The 25,853-nt window shown below is 59.7% G+C and carries 20 protein-coding genes; 17 read left to right on the forward strand and 3 right to left on the reverse strand.

Annotated features, from left to right (window positions below):
• Positions 1 to 13: 13 nt before the first annotated feature.
• On the reverse strand, positions 14 to 1,438 hold the full coding sequence (locus QMZ26_RS08745) for a tyrosine-type recombinase/integrase (RefSeq protein WP_283221206.1): 1,425 nt from the start codon (positions 1,436 to 1,438) through the stop codon (positions 14 to 16).
• 395 nt (positions 1,439 to 1,833) lie between these two features.
• Between QMZ26_RS08745 and QMZ26_RS08750 the strand changes: the two genes are divergently transcribed.
• On the forward strand, positions 1,834 to 2,733 hold the full coding sequence (locus tag QMZ26_RS08750; RefSeq protein WP_283221207.1) for an RHS repeat-associated core domain-containing protein: 900 nt from the start codon (positions 1,834 to 1,836) through the stop codon (positions 2,731 to 2,733).
• Positions 2,734 to 2,879: 146 nt separating this feature from the next.
• Here the strand turns inward: QMZ26_RS08750 and QMZ26_RS08755 are convergent, their stop codons facing one another.
• Positions 2,880 to 3,155, reverse strand: a complete 276-nt coding sequence (locus QMZ26_RS08755; protein WP_283221208.1) for a hypothetical protein — start codon at positions 3,153 to 3,155, stop codon at positions 2,880 to 2,882.
• A 363-nt stretch (positions 3,156 to 3,518) separates the two neighbouring features.
• Here QMZ26_RS08755 and QMZ26_RS08760 point away from each other — a divergent pair, with 363 nt between their 5' ends.
• The 16 genes from QMZ26_RS08760 to cyoD all read left to right on the forward strand — a co-directional run bounded on the left by QMZ26_RS08760 (position 3,519) and on the right by cyoD (position 23,277).
• Positions 3,519 to 4,340, forward strand: a complete 822-nt coding sequence (locus QMZ26_RS08760; RefSeq protein ID WP_283221209.1) for an RHS repeat-associated core domain-containing protein — start codon at positions 3,519 to 3,521, stop codon at positions 4,338 to 4,340.
• Between the two features lie 81 nt (positions 4,341 to 4,421).
• Positions 4,422 to 4,778, forward strand: coding sequence for a hypothetical protein (locus QMZ26_RS08765; RefSeq protein ID WP_283221210.1), 357 nt, complete (start codon positions 4,422 to 4,424; stop codon positions 4,776 to 4,778).
• Positions 4,779 to 4,989: 211 nt separating this feature from the next.
• Entirely contained in the window at positions 4,990 to 5,349 is a 360-nt protein-coding gene (locus tag QMZ26_RS08770; protein ID WP_283221211.1) for a hypothetical protein, read from the forward strand.
• Between the two features lie 64 nt (positions 5,350 to 5,413).
• Positions 5,414 to 5,629: an RHS repeat-associated core domain-containing protein gene (locus QMZ26_RS08775; RefSeq protein ID WP_283221237.1), complete on the forward strand. Its 216-nt coding sequence runs from the start codon at positions 5,414 to 5,416 to the stop codon at positions 5,627 to 5,629.
• The gene (locus tag QMZ26_RS08780) at positions 5,617 to 6,081 is read left to right on the forward strand and encodes a hypothetical protein (RefSeq protein WP_283221212.1); all 465 of its coding nucleotides are present in this window, start codon (positions 5,617 to 5,619) and stop codon (positions 6,079 to 6,081) included. Before QMZ26_RS08775 ends, QMZ26_RS08780 begins: the two co-directional genes overlap by 13 nt.
• Before the next feature lie 529 nt (positions 6,082 to 6,610).
• Entirely contained in the window at positions 6,611 to 6,970 is a 360-nt protein-coding gene (locus QMZ26_RS08785) for a hypothetical protein (protein ID WP_283221213.1), read from the forward strand.
• A gap of 1,296 nt (positions 6,971 to 8,266) precedes the next feature.
• Positions 8,267 to 13,516, forward strand: coding sequence for an RHS repeat protein (locus QMZ26_RS08790; RefSeq protein WP_283221214.1), 5,250 nt, complete (start codon positions 8,267 to 8,269; stop codon positions 13,514 to 13,516).
• A gap of 485 nt (positions 13,517 to 14,001) precedes the next feature.
• Positions 14,002 to 14,982, forward strand: coding sequence for an RHS repeat-associated core domain-containing protein (locus QMZ26_RS08795; RefSeq protein ID WP_283221238.1), 981 nt, complete (start codon positions 14,002 to 14,004; stop codon positions 14,980 to 14,982).
• A 795-nt stretch (positions 14,983 to 15,777) separates the two neighbouring features.
• Complete coding sequence (locus tag QMZ26_RS08800; RefSeq protein WP_283221215.1) at positions 15,778 to 16,164, forward strand: hypothetical protein; 387 nt, start codon at positions 15,778 to 15,780, stop codon at positions 16,162 to 16,164.
• Positions 16,161 to 16,685 (forward strand): hypothetical protein, encoded by a 525-nt coding sequence (locus QMZ26_RS08805; protein ID WP_283221216.1) that lies wholly within the window; start codon positions 16,161 to 16,163, stop codon positions 16,683 to 16,685. Before QMZ26_RS08800 ends, QMZ26_RS08805 begins: the two co-directional genes overlap by 4 nt.
• A gap of 553 nt (positions 16,686 to 17,238) precedes the next feature.
• Complete coding sequence (locus tag QMZ26_RS08810; RefSeq protein WP_283221217.1) at positions 17,239 to 17,595, forward strand: hypothetical protein; 357 nt, start codon at positions 17,239 to 17,241, stop codon at positions 17,593 to 17,595.
• Between the two features lie 125 nt (positions 17,596 to 17,720).
• Positions 17,721 to 18,953: a hypothetical protein gene (locus QMZ26_RS08815; protein ID WP_283221218.1), complete on the forward strand. Its 1,233-nt coding sequence runs from the start codon at positions 17,721 to 17,723 to the stop codon at positions 18,951 to 18,953.
• Between the two features lie 304 nt (positions 18,954 to 19,257).
• Positions 19,258 to 20,301 carry a ubiquinol oxidase subunit II gene (gene cyoA, locus QMZ26_RS08820; RefSeq protein ID WP_200733924.1) on the forward strand — a complete coding sequence of 348 codons (1,044 nt, stop codon included), beginning with the start codon at positions 19,258 to 19,260 and terminating at the stop codon, positions 20,299 to 20,301.
• Positions 20,302 to 20,303: 2 nt separating this feature from the next.
• Positions 20,304 to 22,301 carry a cytochrome o ubiquinol oxidase subunit I gene (gene cyoB / locus QMZ26_RS08825; RefSeq protein WP_283221219.1) on the forward strand — a complete coding sequence of 666 codons (1,998 nt, stop codon included), beginning with the start codon at positions 20,304 to 20,306 and terminating at the stop codon, positions 22,299 to 22,301.
• On the forward strand, positions 22,298 to 22,936 hold the full coding sequence (gene cyoC / locus QMZ26_RS08830) for a cytochrome o ubiquinol oxidase subunit III (RefSeq protein WP_108760122.1): 639 nt from the start codon (positions 22,298 to 22,300) through the stop codon (positions 22,934 to 22,936). The genes cyoB and cyoC overlap by 4 nt, the downstream gene beginning before the upstream one ends.
• The gene (cyoD, locus tag QMZ26_RS08835; RefSeq protein ID WP_079221116.1) at positions 22,936 to 23,277 is read left to right on the forward strand and encodes a cytochrome o ubiquinol oxidase subunit IV; all 342 of its coding nucleotides are present in this window, start codon (positions 22,936 to 22,938) and stop codon (positions 23,275 to 23,277) included. Before cyoC ends, cyoD begins: the two co-directional genes overlap by 1 nt.
• Positions 23,278 to 23,738: 461 nt before the next feature.
• Here cyoD and QMZ26_RS08840 read toward each other — a convergent pair whose 3' ends face one another.
• Positions 23,739 to 25,796, reverse strand: coding sequence for an EAL domain-containing protein (locus tag QMZ26_RS08840; RefSeq protein ID WP_283221220.1), 2,058 nt, complete (start codon positions 25,794 to 25,796; stop codon positions 23,739 to 23,741).
• Positions 25,797 to 25,853: the final 57 nt, after the last annotated feature.

Genomic DNA, 25,853 nt, shown 5'->3' on the forward strand with positions numbered 1-25,853 from the left:
CGTGGCATTTCACTCAAGCTGAAGAGGTTTCCGGCGTCGGTCGGGCAGCATTTTCTACGTATTCATCAGTAGCACCAAAGTTCACTCCGGCCACGGCCTGTCGGCAAAGTTCCAGACTCAACACGCGCGCATAGCTCGTCATGGTCACGCCCTCCCGCTCGTGGCCTGCCACCTGTTGCACCACTTCCTTGGTCGCCCCGCCATTGAGGGCGGCTGTAATGAAGGTCGCTCGCAGCGCATGGAACACAAGTCGACGGTCAGTGATGCCTAGCGAGCGAATGCGTCTGCCCCACGTCTTGCCGATGCCGTGGCCTCGCTTCCCGTCAGGTCCTCCCGGTACGAGACCCGGTAGCAGGTAGCCGTCAGGTGTCTCCCTTGCCAGTGCTGCGACGGTTGAACGGATGGCCGGATGGATCGGGACCGCCCTTACCGCTGCCTGCGACTTGCCTTCGCGGACGTGTAGCACCTGGGCCGCTGAGTCGTAATCTGTCACGGTCAGGTTGCAGACCTCATTCAATCGCATCCCCGTGTAGAGCGCCAGCGACGTAAGCGGAAGCAACAGCGGTTCCCGCCGGTCATCCTTCAGGCCCCTCAGGACGACCAGCAGTTCACCTTCGGTCCACGTCCTGCGCGGAGCCTCAGTGCCACGCTTTGACTTCTTCAGCGTCGCTTGCATCCCGTCGAAGGGGTTGGCGTCAATCTCGCCGCGCAGCATTGCCCATTGGAACCAGCCCCGACAGGCAGATATCTCCTTCGTCTTCGTCGTCCTAGATACAGGTCGGGGTTGAATCACCTTCGCCAAGAACTGCCCAGCCGTAACACGGGTCACGGTGGCCATCTCAATGTTGCTCCCAACCCAGCCAACAAACTTGGTGCAACGTTTTTTGGTCTCAGTAAGTGACTGTGCTGTGAGGTCCCCGGTGCGCTCATGCAGATAGGCCTCTAGGCTATCGGCCACGGTCACCCCGAGTTGACCGAGTGCGGCCCTCCGGGCACGTCTCACGCCCTCGACATCGATCTGTGCACCTACATCTTGCTGTTGCGCGACGTACCTCTCCACGTCGAGGTCGACCTGGGCTTCGACGTCGTTGGCTCCGATCTCCCCAGCCTGCTGCATGGCGAACACCTCGCGGGCGCGCTCCACGATCAGCTCCGGCGACCATTGATCGATGCCATCGCGGATCAACCGGTGGGCAACCTCGGCACGCCTCACGTAGACCTCAGGCTCGTGCCGCATGTCTCCCTTGCTCACGGCGACTGCCCACGCTTTCCACCCCGCAATGATCGGACCGGCCAGTTCTACGGCGTCGCTGAGGGAGCTGGTGCCCAACGCCTGCACGAGGTCATGTCTGCCTGCGATACGTTGCACTGAGCGAGGAAGCACATAACGAGCGGAGTAGGTGTTGCCACGGCGCTTGATGCCGGAGGGGAGGGACATTGTGCGGTGCGGGTACAGAGTGCGGGCACAAAGGGTACAGCGGAAAGCCTTGTGCCAGTAGCCTCAACGCTTTGCCGAACATGTCTTAACGGCTCCTGTTTCCGGCACCAGTTGTAGAAAAGCCCCGGCCTAGGTCGGGGCTTTTTTTGTGCTGGTAGCGCCGGGCCATGCCCGGCGGAATGCCGGCCCCAGTAGTGCCAGCCCATGGCTGGCAGCCCCCAATTTCCGAATCTCGCGGCCTACTCGCCCGCCGGCGTCCCAGGCGCTTAGCGCCGCGCCCTGTTCCTGACCTGGCAACCGCAGCCGGCCATTTCCGTGCTATGAATACCCAGCCTTGCTTCAAGGCTCTTTCAGGGATTGGAAGGATGCGCAGGTTCGGGGGAACTGCAGGCGGTGTGTCGACCCGCTTCAGGAGGATTGAAGATCGAGTTCGGAAGCTGGGGGCATTGGGCGCCTGGCTGTGCTGCGTGCTGCTGATTGGCCTTGGCCTGTCGCCAGCGGTAGTCGCACAGACGACGGTCACCTACATCCACACGGACGCGCTGGGCTCTGTTGTGGCTGAGAGCGATGCCAACGGCAATGTGATCAAACGCTATGACTATGAGCCCTACGGGGCTGTGGTCGGTGGTCAGGTCATGGATGGGCCGGGGTATACCGGCCATGTGAGCGACTCGGCAACCGGGCTGAGCTACATGCAGCAGCGGTACATGGATCCGCAGTTGGGTGTGTTCCTGTCCGTGGATCCGGTGACGGCGTATGAGCAGCCTGTGGGGCAGTTCAATCGATATCGGTATGCGAACGGTAATCCGTACAAGTTCAAGGACCCGGATGGCCACAGTGCAACTCTCGTCGCGCCTATCGTGCTGGTGCCGATAATCATCGCCACAGGCTACTACGCGACGACTACCCCTCAGCAGCGTGAAAAAGCGGGCGAAGCTCTCATACGTGGAATAAAAGGCCTATTTCAGAAAAGTGAGACGAACAACTCGAGCGGTGAGGAAGGTAGTGGCGTAAGACAACTCGGTGATCTGGAGCCAATTCATGATCCAAATCACTCTCAGAATGATCCTGCTATAGGAAAACTCTCCGACAAAGAGTTGGGAGACGCGATCAATAACCCGAAGAATGGCGATGAGGTTACGGTTCGAGGGAACAGGGTGCTCGACGGCAATACCAGAATCAACGAAGCGAAGGCTAGAGGCTGGTCGGATTCGACCAAAATTCCAGTGCGAGAGCTTGATGATAGTCCCATAAATGTTGATGACGATCCCTTGGGTCCATACAGAGGTTTGTGACGTGGATGATGAGTTCGAAGCTAGACGAAAAAGGGATGTGGTCCATCACATGCTTAGCTTGGCGCTTGTTGAAATAAGGGCTGCGGAATCAGGAGATGTTGCTAAGAGGATCGCAGGCATTTTTCACGCTGTCCCAGTAGCGCTCATCAATTGTTCTTCTTCTGAAGACTACGATAGGCAGCTCGATGAGATAGTTCAAAGGTCTCGGCGGGCAGGGCTTGAAACTTACGTTCGCGGGTTGCAATCAACCGCCGAACGGTCTGTTGCGAAGTCTCGTCCCGGTGATTGATGGTGCTGGAACCACTGCGTTGGACCAGGCGGGTTTCCGTTGACGCTCTGGCGTCACAGTGGATTGCAACGATGGAGGTGTCTGTACGCAACGAGCGAAAAAAGACGTTGACCGGCAAGTCTTTCTTAGACATCCATGAGCTGCTTTGCGCGGGTCTGCGTATAGCGCAGGGGGCAGATAGCATCGCCTCGATGAGCTAATGTTGAAGCGGGGGCGATTGTTTTCAGACACAGGTCCCATATCCTCCTGATTCTGAGTTCCGCAGAGGGCTGGCTTGGGGCGGGGTGGCGACGCTGCGGACGTTCCTTATCCAAACACGGCCTCGCATCACCTTACTACCCGCTCGCCTCTCCGGCTTCCCAGGCGCTTAGCGACGCGCCCTGCTCCTGGCCTAACAACCGCACCCGGCCATTCCTGTGCTATGAATGCCCATCCATGCTTCAAGGCACTTTCAGGGATTGGAAGGATGCGCAGGTTTGGGGAAACTGCAGGCGGTGTGTCGACCCGCTTCAGAGGATTTGAAGATCAAATTCGCAAGTTGGGGGCATTTTGCACCTGGCTTTGCTGCGTGCTGCTCATTGGTCTTTGCGTGTCGCCAGCCGCAATGGCGCAGACGACAGTCACCTACATCCACACGGACGCGCTGGGCTCTGTTGTGGCTGAAAGCGATGCCAACGGCAATGTGATCAAGCGCTATGACTACGAGCCTTACGGTGCTGTGGTCGGTGGTCAGGTCACGGATGGCCCGGGGTACACCGGGCATGTGAGTGACTCGGCGACCGGGCTAAGTTACATGCAGCAGCGGTACATGGATCCGCAGTTGGGTGTCTTTTTGTCCGTGGATCCAGTGACGGCGTATGAGCAGCCGCTGGGGGCGTTTAATCGCTACTGGTACGCGGCGAACAACCCTTACAGGTTTACTGATCCAGATGGACGGGCGGTCGGTGATCCATTCTTGACGAGAAGAGAGGCCGCTAAGGATGCCATTGTTTCAACGAACCCTAATTCAAAGTCTGAGAATCGAGAATATGCTGCGAGGATTTATAAAGTAGGCGAAAAATACTACTCGAGTCCTGCGGTTCGAGGTTCGGAAGATGGTGCCAACCCTCATGCGAGTCCAGTGCCGGAGGGTGCTGAGGTGGTGGGTGATTGGCATACCCATGCGGAGTACTCAATCAAAAATCCGGACGGAACGATTGTTGCTACAGGTGATCCTGCAAGAGATCATTTCGATAGTGATAATTTTTCGGAGACTGATAGGAGTGGGATAAGGGGGGGGTGCTGCTGCGAAGGCGCTTGCGGCTCCAGCAGGTTCTGATGATTATCGAGGATATCTGGGGACGCCTGGTGGCGTAGTTAAAGAGTACGATCCGGTTGCGCGTACAACGGAGGAGTTGTGATGAGAATTCTGTGGCATGGGTACATTGCACTTGGAGTGGTGCTTTGGGTTGCACTAATCGTTGGTGCCGTTTCGGCGCGAGAGAGTGATATGCCCAATAATGCAGAAATTGCGCTTGGCGGCACTGATTTGGTGGCGTTGGCTAGCGCGCTCCGTGAATTTCAAAAATTAGGGGCAGCGCTGGAGGGATATTCTGTCGTGATTCGACCTGATGGTGAAGGTTCGGAGTTGATTTTTTTGCCAAAAAGGGCGGTGGGTGATGAGGGGGTTAGGGGGGGCGGGACGCAACATGGAAAAGAAATCCATTACTTTATTTCTTCCGATGGAGTGGTTACTCGAATTTCCTATGCTAGGTAGGATCCGAATGCGGGTTCCCGCATGGGGTTTAGGTCAAAGCGCAGGAGAGGGTGAGTGCGGCAGACAGAATCAAAGACCGGGTTGCCGATCAGACGGAGGCAAAGAGCGCGTTCAATACACCTCAAACCGGGAACAATCCGAGCCACCATGCTGTGGAACTCCCCAAGCCAGTAACGGAGAAAGTGGCTCAAAAGTTCAGTGAGGTTTGCAAATGAAGATCGACTTGATTGTGGAATGGTACGACGGTGAGTTGCAGCAAGCCATGGAAGATGGTGGTCGATACTTCTACGCAATCTGTGTGGAGGCGAATTTCAGCAAACCCTTGCAGGATAGAGTCTACTTCGTGATCAATATTATTGCGCAGGAAAAGCACATGATTAAGCGCTTTCTCGCTGATGCAGATATGGATGGCCTTGATCGTCTGCTGCGCGATGAACTGTACGGTCGCCGAGGTGCGATTTTCTTGGGTTGCCCAAACGATTGGAGGGTGGAGTCGGCTGATTTCAGTATTGAGTCAGCCCCCTATCTTAAATTCTTCGCGTTGCCAGTCGTCGACGCGCTGGCGGCCTGAATCTATGGATGGCGGCATCGTTATGGGTAATTTCCGCCCCGCTGGTTAACTAAGGCAGCGGCACATTGACCCGCAGTTGGGTGTGTTCCTGTCGGTGGATCCGGTGACAGCGTATGAGCAGTCGGTTGGGCAGTTCAATCGATATCGATACGCCTCATCAAACCCATACAGGTTTGTCGATCCCGACGGCCGAAGGGATAAGATCAAAGCGCAGGCTGCAAAGTCAGTGGATATAATGTGTGCCGCTAGCGCTCAAGGAGGTTTGCCGTGCGCGGATTGACAGCCTTCCCGGTCGCCTTTTTTTCATGTGTGACTTGCGTGGCGGTATTATTCCTGGCGGGTGGATGCAGTAGTGGTGAGGAGCGCGCTCGGCGTGTATCCATTGAGGAAATGTTGATTTCTGGTCAGTCGCTTGGTGGGGTCAGGTTGAGGATTGAAGGGTGTATAGAATCAAATCCTCATGGAGTCATGATCAATAGATGCCATTCCGGTGAGCGTGGAATTCCGGTGTTGCTTTCGAAAAGCGCGGATCGCTATGCTCCCATCCTCTACGAGCGAGGTATGTTGCTGGAGGGTGGTCAAGAAAAAGAGGTCATTGCTGCCTTGTGTGGAAATTATTCTCAGACTCCTGACGGAAAAGATCGTTGGTTTGAGGTTGATTCATTTTTTATGGATGGCCGGGCCTATGGTGATGGATTTGATTGCGCGGCTGATCGTGAGCGCTGGCGTTGATCGATTTCGATAACATAGTGGGTCTCGGTTGGTACGCCGATGCGTAGGTCATCGTTAAAGCGTTCGGGGTTTCCCCAGTCAAAGGTAGTCCTTGATGAGGTACGTTCCGCTTTGGCAGTGAAGCCAGCACAGGGGGAATAGGATGCGCGTATCTCAGCAGTACAAGCTAAGACGAAAGCAGGCAGAGCTCGATTTCGTTGACGTTCCTTTGGATGCAGAGGACTCCGCATCAAATCCTCAGGGGAGATCCAGCCTCCCGCTTTAGGGGGCGGACACGAGGTGAGCCATGCCGCCGAGCATGATCGGGTTGGTCTGTCCGCTTTCCAGTCTTCCCTCGTTGTGCCGCAGTCCAGCTCGGAGAGTAACGGCGTTATGCAAATCAAAGTCGGCGTATCTCCGGAGGAGGTGCGGGCGACAAGCGTAGAGACCCGAGCTGCGCATGAGCTGGATGAGCCCGTCCGGAAAAGCTATGGCGATACGAATGGCGCGGTCAAAGTCTGCTCCCCCAACCAGTAATCAAGGGTGTTGAATGAACCGCATTCTGATGATTGCAATGGCTTTATCCATTGTCTCATGTCAGACCAGTGACGAGGTCCCGCCTCCTTGCGGCGCCGGAACCATTCCTGTGGAAACCGTTCCCCCTAGGGTTTCTGCCGCAAGCGAGTTGCAGGTGCGTGGCTCTATCGTGGCCACCGTTGTCGTGGAAGAAGATGGCAGAGTGACAAATCCGGTCACTACGCGTTCTCAACTAGAACAGCTTGATCGTGGAAAGGTCGATACTGCTGCCTATGAGAGTGCTGTCCTGATAGCTGTAGAGAAATGGCGTTTCTCGCCTGTCCCATCTCGCTGTGCGAAGAAGGTCACAATCGACTTTCGGCGTCTGCATTGATTCAGCGCGCTCAGGATTTGCAGCGCGCCGGGGCCTCGCTGCGCTAGGGTAAGTCGCCGCTGGTCGCGGACGATCCTCATCCAGACACCGCCTCGCATCCTGTCCTAAGTTGGCCTTATCGCCACTTACGGACCTCCCGCCCGATGTCATCCGCCCTTACCAAGCGCATTGTTCTCACAGCAGAACCCCGAGATCGCCCCTACGAGCTCAGGGACGCTCAGGTTCGCGGCCTGATCCTGCGAGTGCAGCCTTCGGGCCACAAAGCTTGGATCGTGACCTGGGCGCACGGTAAGCGACGTACATTGGGGTCGGTCGAGCACCTGACGCTTGATCAAGCCCGCGACCATGCCCGGCAAGCGGTCGCTGAATACGTTCAGTCGGGAAGGAGTGCTTCAATAATGAGCTTGGCAAGAATTCACCTGCAATCAAAGGTGGTTTCATCGATCGTCATTAAATGATGTTCGTGGTAGCGTAGGTCGCAGGTTCAACTCCTGTTTCCGCATCAGTTCTAGAAAAGCCCCGGCCTTGGTCGGGGCTTTTTGTTTTGGTAGTGCCAGCCGCTGGCTGCCAACCCGTAGTGCCAGCCCATGGCTGGCAGTCCCCCGATTTCCGAACCCTCCAGCCTGCTCGCCCCTCCGACCTTCCAGTCGCTTGGTCTCCCGACTGTTTCAGAACCAAAAACCGCAGCCGGCAATACCTTTGCCATGAATATCAGCCTTGCTCTGAGGCATCTTAGGGAATTTTAGGAGCTCTCACGTTCGAGGTCCGACCATTGCTATCGGATCCAGACGGACGGATCCTCATAGGCCGAGGCGACAGATAAGCTCTGGTCTATGGACGTCGTGATTGATCGCACTGCCGAATAACCGTTTAGATAAAGTCGGGAATGTAATGAGCCTGGTTGCTGAAAGCAGGGCGCGTCGCGCCTGTGCATGGCCCGTCGATGCTCTCTCCGAGCAAAGATAGGAGTGACTCCGCTTGGGCGTGGCTGCCGGGCATCTCGAGAGCGATGGTGACCAGCAGTGCTTCGCATCTGATGGATACCGTCTCCCCAGTCCTGAAAATCCAGTGCTCAGGGTAAATTGTTCAGGGTATCCTTGACGGGGAGCCTCCAGAGCGCCTGGTTCAAGCCGTCCTATGAAAGCTCAAAGCTCATTCTTTCAAGACGAACTTTTGAGGCGAAGGCTGTGCTAACGTCGCGATTGCGAGGCACTGAGCAATGCTGCGCTCGCATGGGGCTGGTCCGGCGTAATGCGGGATCTTGGGGTTGATGGATTCATAATCAAGGAAGGCGTTGTGATCAAAGGATTGCATGCTTCTGCAGTGCGTTGTCTCGTTGTTCTGGCTGCAGGCATGGGGCTGCCGTTTCCCGGTGCTCTTTCCGCGCAGACGGTGGCAGACGGAATTCATCCCTATCTGGAGTACCAGAAGCGGGTCAAGGCAGCGGAGTCGCTATCTGCACTCGATACCGGCCTGTTTGGTGAAGGGGTAAGTCTCTACGACGGCAGTACTCAGTTTCGTGTCGTGGAGATTGATCTTCCGGGAAATAGTGAGCTACCGGTCCAGCTATCGAGGCGGCTTAACGTACAGCTGCAGCCTCAGGGAACCATCAGGGATCACGATGCCCGCTTGCTTGGCTTGGGCAACTGGGACATTGATGTTCCTTATGTGACGGCCACATATGCAAGCTCATCCGGGCTTCCTGCTCAGATATGCACTGTCGGTAGCGTTCCTGGTGGAGGAGTGTTCAGTGTCCGCGAATTCTGGAGCGGGTTGAACGTCCATCTGCCTGGGCGCGGCGACACCGCAATGCTTTCCATCGTCTCCGGGACCCCATTGCCTACAGGCGGTGCGAGTACGCGATTGACGACAAAGGAGCGGGATGCGATTGACTGCATCAGCATGAACGGTGGTAGTCGAGAAGGTTTTCGACTCACCACGAGCTCCGGTGAGAAGTACTACTTCAACCAGCTCACCACCCGTCGGGAGGCACCGCTGCAAAAGGGAGTTCCGAGGACGGACGGATCGCCCCCGATCTCGATGATGCTTGAACGTACTCGCTACTACATGCTGGCTACCCGAATTGAAGATCGGTTCGGCAACAGTGTTCAGTTCACTTACAACGCCAATGGTCACCCTACTCGTATATGGGCGAACGATGGCCGGGAAATTACTTTTACCTACGACCAGCAACGCATGGCTGGCGCGAGCGTCAACGGACGTTCGTGGGCGTTTCAATACAACGATGGGCAGGTCGAAAAGCAGTTGATCCGTGTTGTCAGGCCTGACAGTAGTACATGGTCCTACAGCTACTCGGATACATTGCTGCCCGCCGCACCTGCGAACATCGATTCGCTGCCACTGGCTCCGTGGTGCAGAAGCGCTCAGCTGCCGCTGTCGGCATCGTACGTGATCGTCGCCACCCATCCTGCTGGAGCCGTCGGTACATTCTCATTCTCCAATCGAAGGCATTGGCGCCAGGGTGTGCACCAGACGGAATGCAACAGGAAGGGCGTAGACCGGGAGAATCCTGAATATGTTCTCGAAGTGCCAAACTACTTCGACGTGTTGAGCATTACGGATAAGTCGATTGCGGGCCCAGGGCTCGATACGATGCGCTGGAGCTATGACTTCGGTGGCACACCTTCGACGTTCTGGGGCACTGAGACGGAGTCCCCCGTGTATCCATGCACTACGTGTACGCGGACGAAGGTAGTGCATGTTGGGCGCCCGGACGGGACAACCCAACGGCTTACCTTTGGCAATCTCTATATGTTCAATGACGGCCAGGAGCTTGGGGAACAGCTGTTGGACGCCCAAGGGCAGGTCGTGCAGAGTCGGACAAATGAGTACCTCGCCGAGAACGCTGTTGCCGGCCAGCCGTTTATTGGTGTGTTCGGCAGCATCCTCGGCGGCTTGAGCGATCCTGCAACTGCTCGTATCCGACCGCTTACGCAGATGTTGCTGCAACAGGACGGGACTGACTATCTTTGGCGGGTCACAGCATTCGACCGGTTTGCACGGCCCACGGAGCGTGTGCGGACAGGTCCCAGTGGATCCGTGCGCGAGCGCCTTGACTATCATGACAATACTGATCTCTGGGTTTTGGGGCAGCTTGCAAAGCTGACGGACCTTGGCAGCGGCAGGGTCGTTGCCGAGGCCGCGTTCGACGCCAAAGCGATGCCAGCGGAGACCTATGCATTTGGGAGGCGCACGCAGACGAGGACATACCAGCCCGACGGCACGATAGGGGCGCTCTCGGATCCAAACGGAAAGACGACAACTCTGTCTGGATGGAAGCGTGGTATTCCTGCCTTGGTGCAATACCCGGATTCGACCTCGTCGCGCGTCAGCATTGATGATAACGGCTGGATCTTGAGCTCAACCGACGAGAACGGCTTCACCACAAGCTATGGCTACGATGCACTGGGCAGAGTGTCCAGTGTGAGCTATCCGGTGGGCGACTCGGTCGCTTGGGCGCCGATTGGTCGATCGTTTGTCCAGATCGGTCAGGTTGAATACGGTGTGGGCGCCGGCCACTGGCGGCAAATAACGACCATCGGAGGCGGGCGCGCGGAGACCTACTACGACGCGCTTTGGCGTCCGTTGATTACACGTGAATATGACGTATCAGACATACAAGGGACGCAGCGATTCCAGCGCTTTGCTTATGATCATGACGGAAAGCAGCTGTTCGCCTCATATCCAGGTAGCAAGCATGATCTAGTCACAGGAAACTGGAGCGAGTATGACGCGCTTGGGCGTAGAACGGCGGCTGTCCAAGACAGTGAGCTGGGTGCAATTGTTGCATTGACGGAGTACCTGCCCGGCTCCCGAACCAGAGTTACTGACGCGCGTGGAAAGCAGACGACCACCAGTTTCCAATCGTATGACAAGCCCCAGTTTGAGGCGCCCATTACGATCGCCAAGCCGGAGGGCGTCGTGCTGGACATTGCACGCGACGTCTTCGGAAAGCCGACCAGCGTCACTCAGCGTAGCGCTGATGGTGCGGTTTCCTTGACGCGACGCTATGTGTATGACGCGAACCAGCGTCTTTGTAAGACAGTCGAGCCGGAGACGGGGGCGACAGTTGTGGGCTACGATGCTGCCGACAACGTATTGTGGTCCGCAGCGGGAACAAGTCTGCTGAATGCTACGAACTGTGACAGCGCAGCCGCGTATGCATCCGGCCGGAGGGTGGATCGGACCTATGATGCTCGAAATCGCTTAAAGAGCCTCGCCTTTCCCGACGGTAATGGCAATCAGGACTGGACATACACTGCCGATGGCTTGCCTCAGCAGGTCTCCACCCAGAACGGTATCAGCCTTGGGCCAGTCGTCAATACCTACGTATACAACAGGCGACGCCTGCTGATAGGCGAAAATGTCGCCGTGACAGGCGTGTTCGACTGGGCGATGGGCTATGGATATGACACGAGGGGCGCCGCTGCAAGCGTTCAGTATCCGAGCGGGCTATCGGTCGCAATGGCACCCAACGGTCTGGGGCAGCCTACGCGTGCGGGTGGCTTCGCTCTTGGCGTGTCTTACTATCCTGGTGGTGGCATGCGGCAATTCACCTATGGAAATGGCATCGTTCATTCCATGACGCAGAATGCGCGTCAGCTTCCTGCGAGGTCCACGGACTCGGGGGGAGCCATGGACAACAGCTACAGCTACGATGCGAATGGCAATGTCACCGTGATCGGGGATGCCCTGAGTTCCGTGCGCAAACGTTCCATGCAGTACGACGATCTGGATAGGCTGACACAGGCGGCGTCCATGGCCTTTGGAGGCGATGGTGTGATGCGTTACAGCTACGACGCGCTTGATAACATGCGGTCGGCGCGGCTTGCTGGCGTTAAGGACCATGGTTACTGGTATGACGCAAGCAACCGGCTCACCAATGTGCAGTCCGCGACGGGTTCAACCATTATGGGGTTGAGCTACGACGCTCAGGGTAATCTGGCGTCGCGTAATGGACAGATCTTTCGATTCGATTTTGGTAATAGACTGCGCGAAGTCGTGGGGTCTGAAGAATATGCATATGACGCAAATGGTCGCCGAGTCCTGAGTAAAGCGGCTGGTGGTGATGTCATTTCCATGTACGACAGTGCAGGCGTACTCCGCCGCCAGGAAAGCCAGCGGACAGGCGAGGGCACGGAGTACATTCACCTCAACGGAAGTCTCCTTGCGAAGTCGACAACCTCTGTAGCGCCCGGGGTCCCGGTCGTTTCCGTGCCGTCCTTCAGCAGTAACGGAACTTTCCAGGTCAGTTGGTCCTCAGTCGCCGGCGTCTCTGCTTACGAACTGCAGCAGCGTGCGGGGCAGGGTGAATGGGCTGCGGCCTACCGTGGTGCAGCAAAGACCTGGACTGCTACGGGCAAGGCTGCGGGCAGCTACCAGTTGCGGGCCCGCGCGTGTCGTTCTTCCCTCTGCGGCGGCTGGAGTGCCGTAGCCACTGTCGTTGTGGAGTTGCCGCCAGCGCAAGCGCCTGTATTGACCGCGCCTTCAACCGCCAGTGGCGGCAATTACGTTGTCAGTTGGAGTGCGGTCGCGGGCGCAACTACCTACCGTCTGGATGAACAGAGGGGAGACGGCGAATGGGTGCAGATCCAGGATTCGGCCGAACGCACTCGGTCCTTCAGTGCAATGCCCCCTGGCGTTTACAGGTATGGAGTGCGTGCCTGCAACAATAGCGGGTGTGGTAGTTACAGTAGCCGGATCCCCGTGCAGTCTGTGCATCTTCCGACTTCTGCCCCCGCCTTGGCCGCACCGTCAAAGTCGCTGGGTTCGTCCTACTCAATCAGTTGGTCAGCCGTTGCCAATTCTACTTCATACCAACTTGACGAGCGCTCTAGCGGTGGGAGTTGGGCGACCATTGCCAATGGCTCATCGACGACTCAAGCAGTTTCTGGCCGTGCCCAAGGAACGTACGAGTATCGGGTGCGCGGTTGCGCTTCGGTGGGGTGTGGTCCCTACTCGGCGGTTGCTTCTGTCCAGGTTGTAGTCGCTCCGTCGGCAGTTCCTTCAATCAGTGCGCCTGAATCAAGTGGCACGGGAAGCTATGCCGTGTCCTGGTCAACATCGGGACGAGCAACCTCCTATCAATTGCAGGAGCGGATCAACAGCGGGGGATTTGCTGTCATCCAGAATAGTGGATTGCTGCAGCGCTCTTTCGGCGGCAAGGTCGATGGGACCTATGGCTATCGAGTCGCTGCGTGCAACGAGGCCGGTTGCAGCGGCTTTAGCGCGACGGCCTCCGTGGTGGTGAATCTGCCGCCGCCAGTGCCTGCAGCGCCACAGTTGATCAATGCCATGTACTTCTATTCCGGTGGGAACACCACCTACCAAGGCGGCTGGACGGCAGTTGCAGGGGCTACACGTTACGAGTTCAGCGGGGGTGCCGGCTGTGTCACCACTCGACTACTGTGCTCGGTTACCGTTCGTGGAGCTCCGAAAGTGGTGCCAAGTACCGTTCGCGCCTGCAACGACGTTGGGTGTTCCGTGCCATCGAACGCTGTGATTCCGGATAATGGTCTTGAGTGATCGCCTGTATTTTGTGTGCAGGAAGGTTAGTGGGCGCAGCCAGGTAACGCGCTTTACATTTGCCTGGTCAGCTGGCTGCTTAAATAGAATCGCCCGGTTCGATCCGGGTTGCTAAGGACGGTCGCGCTGTGCCGTGCTTCAGGACGGCTATGGCTATGGCGAATGAAGAGCGGATGGTCGAAGGTATGATCCAAGAACGTCGATGATGCGCGCGCACGGCTCAGAGCTCCAGCCAGCGCGCGGGTCAAAGGACCGATTCGCTACTTCTTGATGAGAAGCCCCAGACTTGGTCGGGGCTTCTCTTTTGCTCTGGTAGTGGCAGCTCATGGCTGGCAGCCCAGGAGTTCCGAGCCTCGCGCTTTCCTTGCCTTATCCGATTCCCAGGTGCTTGCATTCCTGCCGTGTTCTGACATGGAACCGCACCCGGCCATTTTCGTGCTATGAATGCCCAGCCTTGCTTCAAGGCTCTTTCAGAGATTGGAAGGATGCGCAGGTTCGGGGGAACTGCAGGCGGTGTGTCGTCCCGCTTCAGGGGATTTGAAGATCGAATTCGCAAGCTGGGGGCATTTTGCACCTGGCTTTGCTGCGTGCTGCTCATTGGTCTTTGCGTGTCGCCAGCCGCAATCGCCCAGACGACGGTCACTTATATCCACACGGATGCCTTGGGCTCTGTTGTGGCTGAGAGCGATGCCAACGGCAATGTGATCAAGCGCTATGACTATGAGCCCTACGGCGCTGTGGTCGGTGGTCAGGCCACGGATGGGCCGGGGTATACGGGGCATGTGAGCGACTCGTCTACCGGGCTGAGCTACATGCAGCAGCGTTACATGGATCCACAGTTGGGCGTCTTCCTGTCGGTTGATCCGGTGACCGCTTATGAGCAGCCGGTGGGGCAGTTCAATCGCTATCGGTATGCGAACGGGAATCCGTACAAGTTCACAGACCCGGATGGGCGAGTCGTCGAGTACGCCTTTAATGGAGGTGCCACGCTGCAGGACGGTGCTGCGGTTCTCAATCATTGGATGAAGTCTGAGACAATCAACTCTGAGCTAAGGCAGATTCTCTTGTCAGATGAAACCTACACGATACAGTTCAACCGTAATGGCGATTTTGGATATGACGAAAACACAAGGACAGTCCGTATTGATGTCACCTCTGGACTTCGCATCAAATCCTCAGGGGAGATCCAGTCTCCCGCTTTAGGGGGTGGTCACGAGGTGAGCCATGCCGCCGAGCATGATCGGGTTGGCCTGTCCGCTTTCCAGTCTTCCCTCGTTGCGCCGCAGTCCAGCTCGGAGAGTAACGGCGTTATGCAAATCAAAATCGGCGTATCTCCGGAGGAGGCGCGGGCGACAAGCGTAGAGACCCGAGCTGCGCGTGAGCTGGATGAGCCCGTCCGGAAAAGCTATGGCGATACGAATGGCACCGTCAAAGTCTGCTCCCCCACCAGTAATCAAGGGTGTTGAATGAACCGCATTCTGATGATTGCAATGGCTTTATCCATTGTCTCATGTCGGACCGGTGACGAGGTCCCGCCTCCTTGCGGCGCCGGAAACATTCCTGTGGAAACCGTTCCCCCTAGGGTTCCTGCCGTAAGCGAATTGCAGGTGCGTGGCTCTATCGTGGCCACCGTTGTCGTGGAAGAAGATGGCAGGGTGACGAATCCGGTCATTGCGCGTTCTCAACTAGAACAGCTTGATCGTGGAAAGGTCGATACTGCTGCCTATGAGAGTGCTGTCTTGATAGCTGTAGAGAAATGGCGTTTCTCGCCTGTCCCATCTCGCTGTGCGAAGAGGGTCACAATCGACTTTCGGCGTCTGCATTGATTCAGCGCGCTCAGGATTTGAAGCGCACCGGGACCTCGCTGCGCTAGGGTAAGTTGCCGGTGGTTGCAGACGATCCGCATCCAAACACCGCCTCGTATCCTGTCCTAAGTTGGCTCTACCGCCACTTACGGACTGTCCGCCCGATGTCATCCGCACTCACTAAGCGCATCGTTCTTACAGCAGAACCCCGTGATCGCCCCTATGAGCTTAGGGACGCTCAGGTTCGCGGCCTGATCCTCCGTGTGCAGCCCTCTGGGCACAAAGCTTGGATCGTGACCTGGGCGCACGGTAAGCGTCGTACCTTGGGGCCGCGTCGTTGTATCCGGTTACTGTGGCTTCGTTGCGATAGGGCAGTTCAATCGGTACCGGTACGCGAACAGCAATCCGTACAAGTTCACGGATCCGGATGGGCGGCAGAGCATTGCTGCATGCGGAATGAATCCTGCAAATGCTGCAGCATGCGCTGAAGCCGGTATCGCGACGGGGGGAGGGGCCTCAGGAGCAGGAGGGACCAGTGGCGGCGGCGGTGTCATCGCTGGGATTCTGAGTGCTTTAGGTTTGGAACGGCTTGTTCAGCGCTCTGACTCCGCAGGTTCGGCTGCGGACAAGATCAAGGAAGGCACTTCACCCTCCACGGGGAGCAAGTCACGTAACGGCGATGTTCATCCTGGTGGTCAGGAGGCTGCCGACGCGGCATGGGATAGCATCAAAGGTGTAGGTGAAACAAAACGCTATGAAGATCGACATGGCAATGTAACCGAGGTCAAGGATCTCGATGGTGGTGGTGTGGCTGACAGGCAAGCGAAAGGATGTGATGTATGACGACGGTCATCGGTAAACCATCGACCCTTGCATTGGAATACTGCATCACGGATGCCTCGAAGATGATGGGCTATTCACGGCTCTGGCTCGGCAATGCATCCCTGGGCAGTATTGAGGAGCTTGTCTATCTGGACGGCTATGTGATGGGCTGTCTGCAGGACTTGCGTCGAAAAGGCACTCTGCATGCACGTTACGCACACCTGCAGGGGCCTGCGTTGTTTCATGCGCTCGATGATGATCTGCGCCTGAGCGATCAATGCGCGGCAGCTGATTCTCGAGAGGACGCTTATTCCTATCTTCTTCAGTGCGGCACGTTGTTCGACGTTTATACGGTCTTCGCCTACCGCAACGAGACGGGTGCGTTCTGTGTGCTATGGCGTCTTGAATCGCCAGTTGAAGATTTGCCATATAGCGACCTGGCAGCGGCGACCCACGAAATTCACTTCGCTGAGTTCGCTGGCGAGCAGCTCGACGCGGTCATCGAGCAATTCGCGCAGGTGATAAATGCGACACCCAGTTGAATCGGCTGTCGCTTCCAGCACGATAAATCGGTCGATTGCGTCAGATTGCCTCAAGCCACCCGTCTTCCATGCATTCACTCACGTCGCTTCATACAACTAGTAGTAAGCGAGAAACGTCACGCACCTGACCGGTTATCGAGCTTTTTGCGGCACCACGTGTCGCATAAGCCTCAACATCAGTGCGCTCGCGACTTTCCTCGTCGTCTCCGCCACTCACCCCGCATGCAACACTTCCCACCGCACTCTCGATTCCCTCCGAACCTTTCGGATTTTTCTCATTGAATCGAACGTGCAGGCGTAGACAACATGGCGCGCCACCAGAACAGGGTGGCCGGGCGTGCAAACCCGAGACAGATGTTACTTACGCTTGCCAGCCGGCACCGTCCTGAAGCGGTGCCGGCTGGCAATCCGTCGGCCTTTATGGCGGGCGGTGCGTGGGGGTCTTCGGACCCGCCGGTCAATGGTAACTCTCTGTCCCGGTTTGCAACCCGCACCGTCCGCCACCCGCCTCCGCGCGGTGGCGCTGTCAAATACAGCCACGGAAGCCGACGCCATGACCACGCGCAAGAACCCACCGCTCCATGTTGTTGATGCCGTCAACGACAATGAAGACCCCACCTCCGATCTCAGCACCTTCCAGGGCTGCCTCACCCGCATCCGGGATGGCGAAGGCTCCGATGGCATGCTCTGGCCAGAAGAAAACCTGTCCGACGGCCGCAGACAGTCCCTGGCGCGGATCGACCGTGCGGCCGTGGCCATCCTCACGGCGGCGGAGATGCTGCATGCGGCCAACCGCTGCAAGACCATGGCCACGCCCCGCCGCCACCTCGATGAGGGCGTGGTGGAAGGGCTTTTCTTCGCCTGCCGCGAACTGGCCGAACTGGTGTGCCGCGAAATCAGGCCGTCCTGACGTCCTGGCGGGGCAAGCGGGGTCGTATAAACCCGCTGTCCCGGCCAGGGGCTGCCTGATACGCTGCGCCAGCGCGCCCCGTCGCGGGGCCTCAGGGATCGTGTGCCATGGCATCAGGGAATGTGTTGCGCCGAACCATCCTCGCCGCGGCCCTCGTGGTTCCGGTAGCGCTTCCTGCGCTGGCATGGGCCGCGCAGGAGGCCGAGACCACGCGTTTCGTACGGGAAGCGCGGCAGCTGGAAGCCGCTCCACTGCAGCCCGGTGCGCAGGACATGCGGCGGTGGCTGCTCAACTGGACGATGGAAACACCGGATTATCAGGTGATTATCTGCCCGGTCCTTGGGCTGCCCGAGACTGTGGATGAGGAGACCTCGATCGCTCCGGAAATACTCGCGCAGCAGATGTTCGGAAATCTGGCCTACCAGATCACGGAAGGCCGTGACGGCGACGAGGTGGATCGTCAGTTGGCCGGCGTGGAAAGTGCACTCAAGGCCTACGCGGTGTTTTTGAAGGCCGATCCCTCGTTGAAGATCCCGGGCGTGGATCATCTGGCCGCGTTGCAGAAGGCCGGCACCCTGCGCGCGCATGTGGCGGCGGTCCTTGAGGAAAAGTGCAGCGGCGATGCTCCCAGGGAAACCCTGAGACTGGACGCGGACGATGCAGCGCCGTCGGACCTCACGGTGTTTCTGGGCGATTTTCTGCGCGGCACCAGCGTGGTCTATCCGATGCAGGTGGGCCAGTGGCAGGCGGTAAATGAGCGCCGGTACGACGATGTACTGGGTGGCGCTTCGGTCCGCTTCGAGCGGCCGGGCGACAAAACCGGCTGGATCGACCTGTACTTCTATCCCGCCGGCCTGCAGGAGCCGGCCGAGCAACAGGCGATGGCCGAGGGCGAGCGCGAGGCGCTGCTGGACGCACGCAGGGAATTGATGGCCAGCGAACGGGGCATGTCCGCGCTGCAGCCGATGGTGGTACCGGTGGCCAGCCTGGGCGTTGGTGGACCGGCGCAGGTGGACGCGAACGCGCTGGACTTCAGCTACAGCAGCAAGGGCAAGGCGTACAGCTCGGTGATGATCTTTGCGGTTGACCGCATGTACGCCATCAAGCTGCGCTACAGCGTGGAGGCGGCGACAGCCAGCCGCCAGCAGGCGAGCCGGGAGGCAGAGGCCTTCTTCAGGACGATGCTGTCGGGCGTGCAGGTCACCAGCTTCGGAACCTGCGGCCGGGTACTTGCGGCGGATCAGCTGCGGCTGCGCGCCGGCTGCGTGGGCGTCGATCCGCTGCTGCCGGTGGTGGGGGAGGGCCAGCGTGAGCTGCGCTTCGAGTACCCCGCGCCCCATGGCGCTGCGGCGCGGTAGGGGGCGGGCAGCCATGCAGCCGGACGACAGGCGCCCTGGCTGCATTCCTGAATGCGTTCATCGGGCTTTGCCGATTCCGGCATCCCCGCCCCCTGCGCACCCGGTGCGACAACGTGTCGCAGCGATATCCGGCCACTTCCTGCGCTGGATCATTGTCAATGCCCTTCTTAAATGTTGCGTGACGGCCTAAAATTGAAAGGCTGACTCGACCCCACCTCACTGCCTGTCTCAACCGCAGGCGGGACCGGCTTTGGCCGGAGCGGGCAGGACGGGGAACGGCATTCCCTCGCAATTGGATCGACCGATGATTCCGTTGAAAACCCTTGGGCGCTGGTTGCGCCCGGGCCTGCTGCTGTCGTTGCTGGTGATGCTCACCGGTTGCGATGCAGTGGCCATCCTCAGTCCGAAGGGCCAGATCGGCCAGGATGAGAAGACCCTGCTGATCACGGCTACCGTGCTCATGCTGCTGGTCGTCATCCCGGTCATCATCATGACCCTGACCTTCGCGTGGAAGTATCGCGCCTCCAACACCAAGGCCCGCTACGAGCCGAAGTGGTCCCACTCGACGGCGATCGAGGTGGTGGTGTGGTCGATCCCCTGCATGATCGTGCTGGTCCTGGCGGTGCTGACCTGGCGGTCCTCGCACGCGCTTGACCCGTACAAGCCGCTGGAGTCGGACGTCAAGCCGGTCACCATCGAGGCGATCTCGCTGGACTGGAAGTGGCTGTTCATCTATCCGGAAGAGAAGGTTGCGGTCGTCAACGAGATCAAGTTCCCGGTCAACACCCCGCTGAACTTCAAGATCACGTCCGACACGGTGATGAATGCGTTCTTCATCCCGCACCTGGGCAGCATGATCTATTCGATGGCGGCGATGGAGACCAAGCTCCACCTGATCGCCAACGAAACCGGTGAATTCCCGGGCATGTCCTCGCACTACAGCGGCCTGGGCTTCGCCAAGATGCATTTCACCGCGTATTCGGTCACCGATGCCGAATACCGCCAGTGGCTGGACCAGGTCCGCGCCGGCACGGAAACGCTCGACAAGGCCACCTTCAAGGCCCTGGGCGAAGCGAAGAACTCCGAGTGGTACCCGGTCACCTACTACGGCACCGTGGAAGAAGGCCTGTTCAACTGGGTCCTCGCCAAGCACATGGGTGACAACAGGCACTACGGCATGAAGCATTCCCACGCGGGTGCTGCTGCGGCAGATGCGGCCAGCCATGAAGCGCACGAGGGGCACGCCCCGATGGACGCGCATGACTCCAAGGAATCCGGGAAGAACCTGGACGCCACCGAAGAACACGAACACGCTGGCCATGAAGGCCACATGGGTTCGGGAGAATGAACATGCTGGGAAAACTCTCTCTTGAGTCGATCCCCCACGATCCGATCGTGCTGACCACCCTGGTCGGCGCGGTGCTGGGTGGCCTGGGCGTCATGGCCCTGATCACCAAGTTCAAGCTGTGGGGCTATCTGTGGAAAGAGTGGTTCACTTCGGTGGACCACAAGAAGATCGGCGTGATGTACCTCATCGTCGCCTTCGTCATGCTGCTGCGCGGTTTCTCCGACGCCATCATGATGCGTACCCAGCAGGCCATCGCCGTCGGCGGGTCCGAGGGTTACCTGCCGCCGCACCACTACGACCAGATCTTCACCGCCCACGGCGTGATCATGATCTTCTTCGTGGCGATGCCGCTGATCACCGGCCTGATGAACCTGGCCGTACCGCTGCAGATCGGTGCGCGCGACGTCGCGTTCCCGTTCGTCAACTCGCTCAGCTTCTGGCTGTTCGTGTCCGGCGCGGTGCTGATCATGCTGTCGCTGTGGATCGGTGAATTCGCCGCCACCGGCTGGCTGGCCTTCCCACCATTGTCGGGTATCGAGTACAGCAACAATGTAGGTATGGACTACTACATATGGGGCCTACAGGTCGCGGGCCTGGGTACCACCCTGAGTGGTATCAACTTCTTCATTACCATCCTGAAGATGCGCACCCCGAGCATGAAGCTGATGCAGATGCCGGTGTTCACCTGGACTGCCCTGGTGACCAACGTGCTGATCGTCGCTGCCTTCCCGGTGCTGACCATCACCCTGGTGCTGCTGACCCTGGACCGTTACCTGGGTACGCACTTCTTCACCAATGATGGTGGCGGCAACGCCATGCTGTACATCAACCTGATCTGGATCTGGGGCCACCCGGAAGTCTATATCCTGGTCCTGCCGGCCTTCGGCGTGTTCTCCGAAGTCATCGCGACCTTCTCGCGCAAGGCGCTGTTCGGCTACAAGGGCATGGTCTACGCCACCGCCTGCATCGGCGTGCTGTCGTTCATCGTGTGGCTGCACCACTTCTTCACCATGGGCTCGGGTGCCAACGTCAATGCCTTCTTCGGCATCACGACGATGATCATCTCGATCCCCACCGGCGTGAAGATCTTCAACTGGCTGTTCACCATGTTCCGCGGTCGCGTGCAGTTCACCACGCCCGTGCTGTGGACCATCGGCTTCATGGTCACCTTCACCATCGGCGGCATGACCGGCGTGATGCTGGCGATCCCGGCCATCGACTTCGTGCTGCACAACAGCCTGTTCCTGATCGCCCACTTCCACAACGTCATCATCGGCGGCGTGGTGTTCGGCATGTTCGCCGGCATCACCTACTGGTGGCCGAAGATGTTCGGCTTCCGCCTGAACGAGTTCTGGGGCAAGTGCGCGTTCTGGTGCTGGTTCATCGGCTTCTACGTGACCTTCATGCCGATGTACGTGCTGGGCTTCATGGGCATGACCCGTCGCCTGCAGAGCACCGTCAACCCGGCCTACGAGCCGTTCCTGCTGGTTGCCGCCGTGGGCGCCTTCATCGTGGGTGCCGGCATCCTGTGCCAGATCATCCAGGTGGCCGTGTCCATCCGCGACCGCAAGAAGACCGCCGACCTGACCGGCGACCCGTGGGATGCCCGTACGCTGGAGTGGGAAACCTCTTCGCCGCCGGCCTTCTACAACTTCGGCACCCTGCCGGAAGTCACCGAACTGGACGATTTCTGGGAGCGCAAGCAGCGTGGTGAAGCCTGGCCGAAGCCGGCCAAGTACACCGACATCCACATGCCGCGCAACACCGGCACGGGCGTGGTGATCGGCGCCTTCAGCCTGGTGTTCGGTTTCGCGATGATCTGGCACATCTGGTGGCTGGCCATCATTGGCTTCGTCGGCATGATCGCCACGTTCATCTACCGCACCTTCGACCAGGACGTGGACTACTGGGTCCCGGCCGCCGAGGTGGAACGCATCGAGAACGAACACCGCAAGCACCTGGAATCCCAGGGCCTGGTGAAGTCGGAGCTGAAGGCATGAGCACCAATACCTCGACCCTGAGCCACGGGCACGCCGCGCAAGCGGCGGCCCATGGCCATGACGACCACGAGCACCACGACACCGGCGGCAACACCGTCTTCGGTTTCTGGGTGTACCTGATGAGCGACTGCCTCATCTTCGCCTCGCTGTTCGCCACCTACGTGGTGCTGGCTGGCGGCACCGACGGTGGCCCGGGTCCGAAGGACCTGTTCGAGCTGCCGTTCGTGGCGTGGGAAACCGCGCTGCTGCTGACCTCGTCGCTGACCTTCGGCCTGGGCATGATTGCCATGCACCGCAAGCAGGTCGGCCAGATGTTCCTGTGGCTGGCCGTCACCTGGCTGCTGGGCTTCGGCTTCATGTGCATGGAAGTCTATGAATTCCATCACCTGATCCATCAGGGCTATGGTCCGGACCGCAGTGCCTTCCTGTCGGCGTTCTTCGCCCTGGTCGGTACCCACGGCCTGCACGTCAGCGCCGGCCTGCTGTGGCTGCTGGTGATGTTCGTGCAGCTGAAGAAGTACGGCCTGACCCCGACCAACAAGACCCGCATGGCGTGCCTGAGCCTGTTCTGGCACTTCCTGGATCTCATCTGGATCGGCGTGTTCTCCGTCGTCTACCTCAATGGAGCGCTGTAATGGCACATGACAACCATGCACACGACCACGCAGCCGGTGGCGAGAGCCACGGCAGCGTCAAGTCCTACCTGATCGGCTTCGTGCTGGCGGTGGTGCTGACCGTCATCCCGTTCTGGGTGGTGATGTCCGGCGACTTCTCGCGCACTGTCAGCGGTGTGGTCATCGCGGTCACCGCGGTGCTGCAGATGCTGGTCCACCTGGTGTTCTTCCTGCACCTGGACCGGTCTTCGGAAAGCCGCTGGAACGTCAACGCTGCTGCCTTCACCGTCGTGGTGATCGGCATCATCGTGATCGGCACCCTGTGGGTCATGCACAACATGAACGTGCACATGATGCACTGACGTCTTCGCGACGTTGCCACACGCGAAAAGGCCGCCCTTCGGGGCGGCCTTTTTGTTTGCGTGGGGTGGGGCGTCCCGTGCGTTCGCCGGGCATGGCCCGGCGCTACCGGTTGGTGCGTGCGTTGGTAGCGCCGGCCGCTGGCCGGCAATCGCGCGCTTCGCCGGGCATGGCCCGGCGCTACCGGGGGATGGCGGGTGTGCGCTTCGCCGGGCATGGCCCGGCGAAACGGGTTGGGGCGAGCGCTGGTAGCGCCGGGCCATGCCCGGCGGCAGTAGATCCACGCCATGCGTGGATGCGCTTGGGGTCAGAGCCCTTTCCTGCGGAAAGGGATCCGACCCCGGCCATCTGCGGTAGTGCCGGCCGCTGGCCGGCAGCAGTAGATCCACGCCATGCGTGGATGCATCTGGGGTCAGAGCCCTTTCCTGCGGAAAGGGATCCGACCCCGGCTACTTCCCCCGCGTCACCCCACCTTGCGCAGGAACTCGTCCGGATCCATCGGCCGGCCCAGGTGGTACCCCTGCAACTGGTCACAGCCCAGCCCGCTCAGGTACTCCTGCTGCTCGCGCGTCTCCACGCCCTCGGCCACCACCTGCAGCTGCAGCGAGCGCCCCAGCGCCACGATCGACGACACGATTGCCGCGTCTTCGGCGTTCTGCTCCAGGTCGCGCACGAACGCGCGATCGATCTTCAGCTCGGTCGCCGGCATGCGCTTCAGGTACAACAGGCTGGAATAGCCCGTACCGAAATCATCGATGGAGATGTGCACGCCCATCGCGGTGAGGTCGTTGAGGATGGCCAGGCTGGCTTCCACGTCCTTCATCGCCGTGGTTTCGGTGATCTCCAGGGTCAGCCGTTCCGGCGCGATCGCATGGCGCGCCAGCACGTCGCGCACGTTGTCCACCAGCGAGGGCGAGGAGAACTGCAGCGGCGACAGGTTCACTGCCATCGTCCATTCCGGGTGGCCCGAATCGTGCCAGCTGCGCAGCTGCGCGCAGGCCTGGTCCAGCACCCAGTCGCCGATCGGCAGGATCAGCCCGCTGCGCTCGGCGATGGGGATGAACACATCCGGTGCCAGCATGCCCAACTCCGGGTGCTGCCAGCGCAGCAGCGCTTCGGCGCCCACGGCAGGCGTGCCGGCGGCGACGAACTTGGGCTGGTAGTGCAGGCGCAGCTCGCCCCGGTCGGCGGCGCGGCGCAGGTCCTGCAGCAGCCGCAGCTGGCGGTTGGCGCTGACCTGCATCGACGGGGTGAAGAACGTATAGCCGTTCCGGCCGGCATCCTTGGTGTGGTACATCGCCGCGTCGGCGTGTGCCATCAGTTCGCGTTCGGTGGCGCCGTCGTCGGGGTACAGGGCGATGCCGAGGCTGGCGCTGACCTGCAGCTCGGCGGCGTCGATCAGGAACGGCTCGGCCACCGCCGCGATGATGCGCTCGGCCACCACCACCGCATCGTCCGGCTCATCCACGGCCAGCACGATCACGAACTCGTCGCCGCCCAGCCGGGCGAAGGTGTCCTGCGGGCGCAGCAGGCCGCTGACCCGCTCGCTCATGCGCACCAGCAGGCGGTCGCCCAGCTGGTGGCCATAGGCATCGTTGACCGCCTTGAAGCCGTCCAGATCGCAGAACATCACCGCCAGGCCGTGGTTGCGGCGGCGTGCCTTCTCGATGGACTGCTCGATGCGATCCTGCAGCAGCATGCGGTTGGGCAGCTGGGTCAGCGGGTCATGCAGGGCCGCCTGCAGCAGCTTGTCGTTGGCCTTTTCCAGCGATTCGGCCAGCAGGCCGGTGCGCTCGCGCATCTGCCGGTCGAACAGCGAGGCGACCAGCGCGATGCCGATGGTGCCCAGGGTGGTGACGATGACCAGTATCGCCAGCCAGCGGCTGTCGATGCCGCCGTCGATCACGGCGCCACAGAGGCTGCCATCGGGGAAGCGGGCGGCGGCCATGCCGGTGTAGTGCATGCCGACGATGGCCAGGCCCATCACCAGCGAGGCCAGCAGGCGCAGGCGCAGGGTGCGCTCGCCCTCCTTGCGCAGGCGGAAGGCGATCCACAGCGCCGCACCCGCGGCACCGATGGCGATCAGGATCGAGGCGGCAAACCACAGCGGGTCGTAATTGATGCCCGGCTGCATGCGCATCGCGGCCATGCCCAGGTAGTGCATGGTGGCGATGCCCAGCCCCATCAGCACTGCACCGGCCAGCAGGCGGCGGCGCGGCAGCTGCGGGCGCGAGACCAGCCACAGAGCGTAGGCCGAGGCGCAGACCGACACCGCCAGCGAGTACAGGGTGATGGCCAGGTCGAAGCCGATGGGGATCGGCAGGTTGAACGCCAGCATGCCCACGAAGTGCATGGACCAGATGCCCAGGCCCATGGCCGTGGCGCCGCCGGCCAGCCACCAGCGCGCCACCCGGCCCCCGGTCGTGGCCAGGCGCCCGGCCATGTCCAGGGCGGTATAGGACGCCAGGATGGCGACCAGCAGCGAAAAAACAACCAGACTCTGGCTGTAGGTGCCAGTCATTGAGGGTCCTTCGGGGGGCGTGGAGGGGGCGCGGCGGCGCGGACTATAGCGGCTGCG

The sequence above is a fragment of the Stenotrophomonas sp. PFBMAA-4 genome, from assembly GCF_030053215.1.
GTDB lineage: Bacteria > Pseudomonadota > Gammaproteobacteria > Xanthomonadales > Xanthomonadaceae > Stenotrophomonas.

Excerpts from the sequence above, each read along its gene's own strand:
- QMZ26_RS08810 (WP_283221217.1), top strand. The coding sequence starts at position 17,239 with ATGACCACGCGCAAGAACCCACCGCTCCATGTTGTTGATGCCGTCAAC.
- QMZ26_RS08745 (WP_283221206.1), bottom strand. The coding sequence starts at position 1,438 with ATGTCCCTCCCCTCCGGCATCAAGCGCCGTGGCAACACCTACTCCGCT.
- QMZ26_RS08755 (WP_283221208.1), bottom strand. The coding sequence starts at position 3,155 with ATGTCTAAGAAAGACTTGCCGGTCAACGTCTTTTTTCGCTCGTTGCGT.
- QMZ26_RS08800 (WP_283221215.1), top strand. The coding sequence starts at position 15,778 with ATGAATCCTGCAAATGCTGCAGCATGCGCTGAAGCCGGTATCGCGACG.
- QMZ26_RS08805 (WP_283221216.1), top strand. The coding sequence starts at position 16,161 with ATGACGACGGTCATCGGTAAACCATCGACCCTTGCATTGGAATACTGC.
- QMZ26_RS08785 (WP_283221213.1), top strand. The coding sequence starts at position 6,611 with ATGAACCGCATTCTGATGATTGCAATGGCTTTATCCATTGTCTCATGT.
- QMZ26_RS08840 (WP_283221220.1), bottom strand. The coding sequence starts at position 25,796 with ATGACTGGCACCTACAGCCAGAGTCTGGTTGTTTTTTCGCTGCTGGTC.
- QMZ26_RS08770 (WP_283221211.1), top strand. The coding sequence starts at position 4,990 with ATGAAGATCGACTTGATTGTGGAATGGTACGACGGTGAGTTGCAGCAA.
- cyoC (WP_108760122.1), top strand. The coding sequence starts at position 22,298 with ATGAGCACCAATACCTCGACCCTGAGCCACGGGCACGCCGCGCAAGCG.
- cyoA (WP_200733924.1), top strand. The coding sequence starts at position 19,258 with ATGATTCCGTTGAAAACCCTTGGGCGCTGGTTGCGCCCGGGCCTGCTG.
- QMZ26_RS08765 (WP_283221210.1), top strand. The coding sequence starts at position 4,422 with ATGAGAATTCTGTGGCATGGGTACATTGCACTTGGAGTGGTGCTTTGG.
- cyoB (WP_283221219.1), top strand. The coding sequence starts at position 20,304 with ATGCTGGGAAAACTCTCTCTTGAGTCGATCCCCCACGATCCGATCGTG.
- cyoD (WP_079221116.1), top strand. The coding sequence starts at position 22,936 with ATGGCACATGACAACCATGCACACGACCACGCAGCCGGTGGCGAGAGC.
- QMZ26_RS08795 (WP_283221238.1), top strand. The coding sequence starts at position 14,002 with ATGCGCAGGTTCGGGGGAACTGCAGGCGGTGTGTCGTCCCGCTTCAGG.